The following is an 8894-nucleotide window of genomic DNA, read 5'->3' as shown; positions in this document are numbered from 1 at the left end:
GCTCGGTGACGGTTTCCGTCACCGAGCGACTCCGCTACCGCAGGAGCTTGGACATCCGGCGGTCGGCGAGGGGCTTGCCGCCCGTCTGGCACGTCGGGCAGTACTGCAGCGAGGTGTCGGCGAAGCTCACCTCGCGCACGGTGTCGCCACAGACCGGGCACGGCAGGCCGGTGCGGGCGTGCACCTGCAGCCCCGACCGCTTCTCGCCCTTCATCGTCGCCGCCCTCTGGCCCTCCTGGCGGGCGAGGGCGTCGGTCAGCTCGGCGCGCATGGCGTCGTAGAGGCGGATCACCTCGTCGTCGGTGAGCTTGTCGGCCATCTTGAACGGCGACAGCCGCGCGGCGTGCAGGATCTCGTCGGAGTAGGCGTTGCCGATCCCGGCGATCAGCGTCTGGTCGGTGAGCGCGCCCTTGAGCTGGCCGCTGCGGCCGGCCAGCAGCGCGGCGAACTGCTCCCGGTCGACCGCCAGCGCGTCGGGTCCGAGCCGGTCGATACCGGGAACCTCGGCCGGGGATCGGACGACGTACACCGCCAGCCCCTTGCGGGTGCCCTGCTCGGTGAGGTCGAAGCCGTTCCCGTCGTCCAGGTGCACCCGCAGCGCCAGCGGCCCCTTGCCCGGCTTCGGCGGCGCGGCGGGCAGGTTCTCGCGCCAGTGCAGCCAGCCGGCCCGCGCCAGGTGGACGACGAGGTGCAGCCCGGAGACGTCGAGGTCGAGGAACTTGCCGTGCCGCGAGGCGCCGGTGACCTCCAGGCCGCCGAGCGCCGACAGCGGCGGGTCGAACGTCTTGATCGCCTGGACCGACGCCAGGTCGGCGCGCGTCAGGACGTGGCCGACGGCGTTCTCCCGCAGGAACGCCGCCAGCGCCTCCACCTCGGGCAACTCGGGCACCCGGCCATGATCCACGCCGTCCGCCCTCCGCGACCCCCTCCGGGGACTTTCGCGCGCGAAAGGCTGAACCCCGGCGGACCCTGGTGGGGCCGGTCAGCGCGGGAGGACGGCGGCCATCCGCTCGACGATCTCCCGCAGCACCGGCGCCGGCGTGGCCAGGTTCAGCCGCACGTGCCCCGCCCCGGGAGCGCCGCAGGCCGCCCCGTCGACGACGGCGACGCCGGCCCGGTCGAGCAGCAGGTCGCCCACCGGGCCCTCCACCTCGAGCGCCCGGCAGTCGAGCCAGGCGAGGTAGGTGCCCTCCGGCGGCGTGTACCGGACCCGTGGGAGGTGCTCGGCGAGCAGGTCGGCGAGCAGCCGCCGGTTCGCGTCGACGGCCGCGAGGACGTCGGACAGCCAGGGCTCGCCGTCCCGGTAGGCGGCGGTGTTCGCGACGACGCCGAGGGTCGAGGCGCCGTGGGCGATCACGGTGCCGACCCGCGCCCAGTGCGCCGCGTCGGCGTCGTTCGACAGCACCAGCTGCGCGGCCTTGAGCCCGGCCAGGTTCCACGCCTTGGACGCCGACGTCGCCGTGACCGTGTGCCCGGCGGTGCCGGCCGACAGCGCCGCGTACGGGCGGTGCACGGCGCCGGGGTGGACCAGCGGCGCGTGGATCTCGTCGGAGAAGACGCGGGCGCCGTGCCGCTCGACGACCTCGGCCACCGCGAGCTGCTCGGCGTCGGTGAAGACCCGCCCCAGCGGGTTGTGCGGGTTGCAGTGCACGAGCAGGCGGCCACCGGCGGCGAACGCGCGGTCCAGGCCGGCCAGGTCGTACGTCGGGCGGCCGTCGGGACCGGGCACCAGCGGCACCGCGATCACCTCCCGGCCGAACTGCGCCGGGAACGTCAGGAACGGCATGTACGCCGGGACGGGCAGCACCACCGGCGAACCGGGCGGGGTGAAGTGCTCGATCGCCGCCTGCAGCCCGGCCAGGACGTCGGGCAGCGGGGTGATCCACCCCGCGGGCAGCGCCCAGCCGTGGTGGCGGGCGAGGAAGGCCGCGCACTCGGCGGCCATCTCCTGCGCCGGGCCGTCCGGGAGGTAGCCCAGCAGCCCGGCGTCGACGGCCGCGTGCAGGGCCGCGGTCACCGCGGGCGCCGTGCCCCAGTCCATCTCGGCCACCCACGCGCCGAGGGCCGGCGCGAAGCGCGTCCACTTGAGGCCGCCCGCCGCGCGCAGCTCCTCCGCCGTCGGGGCGTCGAGGTCGCGCACGCCGTCCTCAGTCCGACAGGCCCGGACGGCCGGGGAGCTCGACCACCGCGCCGGTCGCGCGCGCGGCCGCGGCGACGGCGTCGGCCACCGCCGTGGTGACCGACGGGTCGAAGACGCTGGGGATGATGTAGTTGGCGTTGAGCTGGTCGTCGCGCACGATGGCGGCCAGCGCCTCGGCGGCCGCCAGCAGCATCGGGGTGTCGATCTCGGTCGCCCGCGCGTCGAGCAGGCCGCGGAACACCCCCGGGAACGCCAGCACGTTGTTGATCTGGTTCGGCAGGTCCGACCGGCCCGAGGCGACGACGGCGGCGTACTGCCGGGCGCGCACCGGGTCGACCTCCGGGGTGGGGTTGGCCATCGGGAAGACCACGGCGCGCTCGGCCATCCGCCCGAGGTCCTCGACGGCGAGCACGTTGCCCGCGCTGACGCCGATGAAGACGTCGGCGCCGACCAGGGCGTCGGGCAGCTCACCGCGCACGCAGCCGGGGTTGGTGCGCTGGGCCAGGGCGTGCTTGGCCGGGGTGAGCCGCTCGTCGTCGGGGCTGAGGATGCCCTCGCGGTCCCAGACCAGGACGTTCGTCGCGCCGGCGGCCAGCAGCAGGTTCACGATCGCCGTCCCGGCCGCGCCGCCGCCGGCCACGACGATCCGCACGTCGGGCAGGTGCTTGTCCACCACGCGCAGCGCGTTGGTCAGCGCGGCGAGCGCGCAGATCGCCGTCCCGTGCTGGTCGTCGTGGAAGACCGGGATGTCGAGGCGCTCGCGCAGCCGCTTCTCGATCTCGAAGCAGCGGGGGGCGGCGATGTCCTCGAGGTTGATGCCGCCGAAACCCGGCGCCAGGAGCTCGACGGTGCGCACGATCTCGTCGACGTCCTGGGTGTCCAGGCAGATCGGCCAGGCGTCGATGTCGGCGAAGCGCTTGAACAGCACCGCCTTGCCCTCCATGACCGGCAGCGCGGCGCCGGGGCCGATGTCGCCCAGGCCGAGGACCGCCGACCCGTCGGTGACGACGGCGACCGTGTTGCCCTTGATGGTCAGCCGGCGCACGTCCTCGGGGTGGTCGGCCAGCGCCAGGCAGACCCGGGCCACACCCGGGGTGTAGGCCATCGACAGGTCGTCGCGGGTCTTAAGCGGCACCTTCGAGGCGACCTCGAGCTTGCCGCCCAGGTGCAGCAGGAAGGTGCGGTCGCTGACCTTGCGCACCTCCACCCCGGGGAGCGCGCCCATCGCCTCGACCATCTCCTGCGAGTGCTCCGCGTCGGCCGCCGAGCAGGTGACGTCGACGGTGAGGTGGTCCGAGCGGGACTCCACGACGTCGATCGCGGTGACCGCGCCGCCCGCGGTGCCGACGGCGGTCGCGATCCGGCCGATGCTGGCCGGGTCGGTGTCGGCCCGCAGCCGCACGGTGACCGAGTAGGACGCGGAGGTCACCGGCCCGCGCACGGGTGGCGCGGCGGGCTCCGCGACGTCGGTGGGGTCGCCGGCGGCAGGTGCGGGATGGGTGCTCATGGCGCTCCCGATCGTCCCACCGTGACCGGGCTCACCGGGGGGTCACCCGGGTGGTGCCGGCCGCAGGACGAGCTCGAGCCCGCCGTCGGCGGCCACGCCGACCCGGGCGGCGTCGTCCAGCGCCGGCCGCCCGGCGAGGACGGCGACGGCCTGCTCCGGCCCCGCGGGGAAGGCGACGACCACCAGCCGCACGGGCCCTCCCGCGGCGCGCACCGACCACGGGGTGCCCCGGGGGCACACCAGCACGTCCCCCGCCGCGGAGGAGCGGGCACCGGCGTCCCCGACGACGGCCTCCGCCCGGCCGGCGAGGACGACGAGGACGAGGTCGGCGCCGCGGGCGCGGCAGCGGGGCAGCGCCACGCCCGCGGGCAGCGACACGACCGCGGCCCCGGGCGGGCCGGGGAGGACTGGCTCCATGGACCGGCACGGTCCCCGCGGGCGCTGGTGGCGCGCTGGTGGACGGCCGACAAGCGGCCGACCAGGACCGGACCAGCGGGCCGGCCGACCGTGTGCGGCGACGCACCACGTCCCGACCCGCAGGAGCCCGACCGCCATGACCACCGCACCGCAGCTGCACGCCCCGGCCCTGACCCCGCCGGCGGCCCGCCCCTCGCCGTGGAGGGAGATCGGCGTCTTCCTCGGCACCGTCGCCGCCCTGCTGACGGTGACGACCACGATCGCCGCCGGCCAGGGCGCCGACGTCCGGCACGTCGAGGAGGCGCCGCCGCTGGTGCAGGCGCTCCTGTTCGGCCAGGCGTTCATCCCGCTGCTGGCCGCGCTCCTCGCCCGGCTCGTCGCCGCCGGCAGCCTGCGCCGGCCCGGCTGGGGCTTCCGCCGCACCTCGTGGCGCGACCTCGGCCGCGCCTGGCTGTGGGCACTGGCCACCACCCTCGCCGGCGGCGCGCTGGTGTGGGCCACCGGCACCGGCGCGTTCCGCACCGAGGGCCTGGACGCGATGGTCCCGCTCGGGCTGACCGTGCTGGTCGCCCCGTACGTGCTGCTCGCGCTCGCCGAGGACGTCGGCTGGCGCGGCCTGCTGGTCACCCGGCTGGCCGAGGTCGCGGGGCCGCACACCGTGGTGGCGGTGAGCGGCCTGGCCTGGGCCGCCTTCCACGCGCCGCTGATCGTCTTCCTCGGGGGCACGCCGGAGGGGGTCCCGGTGGCGTGGGCGCTGCTCTGCTTCGCCGTCGGCACCGTGGCCTTCGGCGCGGTGCTGGCCGCCATGCAGCTGCGCTGGGGCATCTGGCCCGGCGTCCTGGCCCACGCGGTCGTCAACGCGACGCTCTACCACGTGCTGGACCCGCTGACCGGGGACACCGGCCCGACCGGCTGGTTCGCCACCGAGAGCGGCCTGTTCGCGGCCCTCGCCCTGGTCGCCGGCGCACTCGTCTGGGCCCGGCTCTGCCCCCTGCGCCGCAGCGCCACCGGCGGCACGGAGGCCGTCCGCAGCTGACCCGGCACGCGGAACCGCGCCGGTCCCCTACTCTCCGCAGCCGTGGAGCTGCGGGTGCAGGTGCTCGGGCCGACCCGCGTCACCCGCGACGGCGCCGACCTCGACCTCGGCGGGCGCAAGCCCGCCGAGGTCCTGGCGTTGCTGGCCGCCGCCGAGGGGCGCACGGTCGCGGCCGACGCGCTGGCCGACCGGCTGTGGCGCGGCTCGCCCCCGGCCTCGGCAGCCACGACGCTGCAGGGGCACGTCGCCCGGCTGCGCCGCCTGCTGGACCCCGGGCTGGGCGCCCGCGAGGCGACCGTCCTGGTCACCCGCGGCGCCGGGTACGCGCTGGTGCTGCCGCGCACCGCGGTGGACGCGCACGCCTTCGCCGACGAGGTCTCCGCCGCGGCGTCGGCCCCCGACCCCGAGGCCGCGGCGCAGCTGCCCGGCGCCCTGGCCCGCTGGCAGGGCGAGCCGTACGCCGACGTGGCCGACGTCCCGGGGATCGCGCCGGTCGCCACCCGCCTCGAGGAGCTGCGGCTGGCCGCCCTCGAGCGGCTGGCCGAGGCACGGCTCGCCCTGGGCACCGGCGCGGAGCTCGTCGCCGACCTCTCCGCCGCGGCCGCCACCGACCCGCTGCGCGAGCGCACCGCCGCGCTGCTGGCCCGCGCGCTGTACCGGGGCGGGCGGCAGGCCGAGGCGCTGGAGGTGCTGCGCCGCACCCGCGAGCTCGTCGCCGAGGAGCTGGGGCTGGACGCCTCCGCCGAGGTCCGCGAGCTCGAGGCCGCGCTGCTGCGCCAGGACCCGGCGCTGGACCCCCCGGCCGTCGCGCCGCCCGCCGGCCCGGCCGGTGCACCGCCCGCCGGACCGGCCGGCGACGGCTTCGTCGGCCGCCCGGCCGAGCTGGAGGCGCTGACCGCCGCCTGGGCCGCGGCCGGCGCCGGGCGGGGCACCGCCGTCGTCGTCACCGGGGAGCCCGGCATCGGCAAGACCCGGCTCGTCGAGGCGTTCGCCGCCCGGGTCGGGGCCGCCGTCCGCTGGGGGCGCTGCGCCGAGATCGGCGGCGCGCCGCCGTACTGGCCGTGGCAGCAGGTGCTCGGCGGGCTGCCCGAGGGCGCGGGGGGCAGCGACCCCGGCGCCCGGTTCGCCCTCGGCCTGGACACCGCACGGCGGCTGCGGGCGGCGGCCGGCGAGGCGCCGCTGCTCGTCGTCCTCGACGACCTCCAGTGGGCCGACCCGGACTCGCTGCACGTGCTCGAGGTGGTGCTCTCCCAGCTGCACGGCGGCCGGCTGCTGCTCGCCCTGACCTGCCGTGAGGAGGCCGTCGGCTCCCCCGCCCTGACCCGGGTGCTCGGCACCGCCGCCCGGCTGCCCGGCGCCCGGCGGCTCCGGCTGGGCGGCCTGGCCACCGGGGAGGTGGCCGCGCTGGCCGCGGAGCTGACGGGGACGGCGCTCGACGCCGACGCCGCCCGGCTGCTGGCCGAGCGCTCCGCCGGCAACCCGTTCTTCGTCACCGAGCTGGCCGCGGTCGGGGCCGCGGACGGCGGCGCGGACGGCGGCGCGGTGCCGGCCGGCGTGCGCGACGTCGTCCGGCTGCGGCTGGACGGCCTGCCCCGGCCGGTCCGCGACGTGCTGGCCGTCGCCGCGGTCGCCGGGCGGGAGGTGTCGGTGGCGGTCCTCGTCGCGGCCCTCGGCGAGGGCGGGGACGCCGCCGGCGACCCGGTGGGCGACGCGCTGCGCGCCGGCCTGCTGGTCGAGCCCGCGCCCGGGCGGGTGCGCACCGCGCACGACCTTGTCCGCGAGGTGCTGCTGGCCGACCTGGGACCGGTGGCGCGGGCGGCGCTGCACGGCCGGCTCGCCGACGCGCTGGCCGCCGCCCCGGCCGCGGCGACCTCCGCCGCCGCGATCGCCGTCCACCGCAGCGAGGCCGCCGCCGGGCGGCCCGACCGCCCCGCCGCCCTGGCCTGCCTGGGCGCGGCGCGGGAGGCGATCGACCGCGCCGGCGTGGAGGAGGCCGACGCGCTCGCCGCCCGCGGCCTGGCCCACGTGCCCGAGGACGCCACCGACGTCGCCGCCGACCTGCAGCTGGTCCGCGGGACCGCGCTGCGCCTGCTGGGGCTGATCGAGGAGAGCGGCGCGGCGCTGTCGGCGGCCGCCGGGCTCGCGCGGGCGAGCGGGGACGACGGGCGGCTGGTGCGGGCGGCGATCGTCTCCGCCGGCGGCGGGGTGGGCGGCTACTGGGCCTCCTTCGGGGCGCTGCACGCCGCCGACGAGGCGCTGCTGGAGGAGGGCGCCGCGCGCGCGGGCGCCGTGCCGCCGCCGGTCGCCGCCGCCGTGCTGGCCGCGCTCGGCGTCCGCCGGGCGAGCACCGGGCGCCCGGACGGCCCCGAGCTGGCCGCCCGGGCCCTGGCCGCGGCCGGGGCCGACCGCGGCGCCCGGGCCCGTGCCCGCGTGGCGCAGTTCGTCGCGCACTGGACGCCGGCGCACGCCGCGGCCCGGGTGGAGCTGGCCCGCACGATGCTGGCGGAGAGCGCGGGCGACCCGGTCGCCGAGGCCACCGCCCTGCACCTGCTGCGCTGCGCGCTCACCGAGACCGCGCAGGCGGACGAGGCGGCGGCGGTCTCCCGGCGGTACACCGAGCTGGCCCGGCGCCGCGGCGACGGCGACCTCCTCCAGCAGGACGCCTGGTGGCACGCCGGCCTGGCTCTCGCCCGCGGGGAGGCCGACGAGGCCCGCCGGCTGGCCGACGCCGCCGTCCGCGACGCCCCCACCACCTCGCCGGCCGCCGCGGACGTGACCCGGATGTCGCGGCAGACGATCGAGGGGATCGCCGCCTGGCACGAGCACCGGCTGCCCGGCGTCGTCCCGGAGGTCGTCGACCTGGCCGCCACCGTCGACCCCGACTGGCTGGGCGTCCTCGCCCAGGCCCACGCCCAGGCCGGCCGCCGCGAGGCCGCCCTGACCGCCGCCGACCGGATGCTGGCGGCCCCCGGCGGCGGCACGCGCGAGCCGGTGAAGACGATCCTGCTCACCGACGTGTACCTGGAGCTCGGCGACGCCGCGCGGGCCGCGTCGGTGCTCCCGGCGCTGCGCGGCTACGGCGACACCGTCGTGGTGCTGTGGGCCGGGCACACGGTGCTCGGGCCCACCGCTCTCTACCGCGGCGGAGCCCTCGCGCTCACCGGCGACCCGGCGGCCCGCGCCGAGCTCGAGCGGGCGCTGGAGATCTGCGCGCTGTTCGGCTTCGCGCCGTTCGCCGAGCGGGCGCAGCGGCTGCTCGACGCCTACTGCTGAGCCGCCCGCAGCGGCGGCGCCGTCAGCGGCCCGGCCGGGTCCGCCCCGCGCGCCCAGGCCACGAGGCCGGCGACGTCGAGGCCGTGCGGCGGGTCGGCCACGAACGGCGCCAGGTTGCCGGCCGCCCGGTCCAGCAGCGTGGCCGCACCCCGGGGGTTGCCGCGCGCCGCGTGGGTCACCCCGACGGCGAGCTGGGCCAGGCCGCGCCAGAGCTCGCGCTCCGCGCCGGCGGTGGCCTTCCAGGCGTCCTCCAGCACCTCGTGGGCGTGGAACGGCAGACCGGCGTCGAGCAGCCGCTGCGCCTCGGCGAGCGCCTCGTCGGGGGTGCGCTCCACCCCCTCGGGCGAACGCTCCACGCCCACCGCCCCGTGGGGCAGCGGGCGGCCCAGCGCGTCGCGCGGCCGCGGCGCCGCGCGCCGCCGGGGGGGATCCACGAGGACATCGTCTCGCGAACGCCGGGTGAGCGGACGCCGACGGGGCTTGTCCTGTCGGTGCCCGCGTGGAGGATGGAGACGAGGACG

The 8894-nt window shown here is 78.5% G+C and carries 7 protein-coding genes; 2 read left to right on the top strand and 5 right to left on the bottom strand.

Annotated features, from left to right (window positions below; translation table 11 throughout):
* Positions 1-34: 34 nt before the first annotated feature.
* The 4 genes from ACI8AX_RS21325 to ACI8AX_RS21310 form a co-directional block, all read right to left on the bottom strand.
* Entirely contained in the window at positions 35-889 is an 855-nt protein-coding gene (locus ACI8AX_RS21325) for an Fpg/Nei family DNA glycosylase (protein ID WP_456551869.1), read from the bottom strand.
* A gap of 93 nt (positions 890-982) precedes the next feature.
* On the bottom strand, positions 983-2140 hold the full coding sequence (locus ACI8AX_RS21320; protein WP_456551868.1) for a MalY/PatB family protein: 1158 nt from the start codon (positions 2138-2140) through the stop codon (positions 983-985).
* Between the two features lie 7 nt (positions 2141-2147).
* Positions 2148-3647 carry a malic enzyme-like NAD(P)-binding protein gene (locus ACI8AX_RS21315; protein WP_456551867.1) on the bottom strand — a complete coding sequence of 500 codons (1500 nt, stop codon included), beginning with the start codon at positions 3645-3647 and terminating at the stop codon, positions 2148-2150.
* A gap of 42 nt (positions 3648-3689) precedes the next feature.
* On the bottom strand, positions 3690-4064 hold the full coding sequence (locus tag ACI8AX_RS21310; protein ID WP_456551866.1) for a cupin domain-containing protein: 375 nt from the start codon (positions 4062-4064) through the stop codon (positions 3690-3692).
* A 136-nt stretch (positions 4065-4200) separates the two neighbouring features.
* Here ACI8AX_RS21310 and ACI8AX_RS21305 point away from each other — a divergent pair, with 136 nt between their 5' ends.
* The gene (locus ACI8AX_RS21305; RefSeq protein ID WP_456551865.1) at positions 4201-5100 is read left to right on the top strand and encodes a CPBP family intramembrane glutamic endopeptidase; all 900 of its coding nucleotides are present in this window, start codon (positions 4201-4203) and stop codon (positions 5098-5100) included.
* Positions 5101-5142: 42 nt separating this feature from the next.
* On the top strand, positions 5143-8373 hold the full coding sequence (locus tag ACI8AX_RS21300) for a BTAD domain-containing putative transcriptional regulator (protein WP_456551864.1): 3231 nt from the start codon (positions 5143-5145) through the stop codon (positions 8371-8373).
* Here the strand turns inward: ACI8AX_RS21300 and ACI8AX_RS21295 are convergent.
* On the bottom strand, positions 8364-8807 hold the full coding sequence (locus ACI8AX_RS21295) for a DUF309 domain-containing protein (protein WP_456551863.1): 444 nt from the start codon (positions 8805-8807) through the stop codon (positions 8364-8366). The two genes, ACI8AX_RS21300 and ACI8AX_RS21295, sit on opposite strands and share 10 nt — an antisense overlap.
* Positions 8808-8894 lie beyond the last annotated feature (87 nt).

The sequence above is a fragment of the Blastococcus sp. SYSU D00813 genome (assembly GCF_054050735.1).
The sequence above is the reverse complement of the archived record's forward strand: the minus strand, read 5'-3'. Positions and strand labels throughout refer to the sequence as shown.

Bases quoted from the DNA above. Each gene is read 5' to 3' on its own strand.
- ACI8AX_RS21310 (WP_456551866.1), bottom strand. From the start codon at position 4,064: ATGGAGCCAGTCCTCCCCGGCCCGCCCGGGGCCGCGGTCGTGTCGCTG.
- ACI8AX_RS21305 (WP_456551865.1), top strand. From the start codon at position 4,201: ATGACCACCGCACCGCAGCTGCACGCCCCGGCCCTGACCCCGCCGGCG.
- ACI8AX_RS21315 (WP_456551867.1), bottom strand. From the start codon at position 3,647: ATGAGCACCCATCCCGCACCTGCCGCCGGCGACCCCACCGACGTCGCG.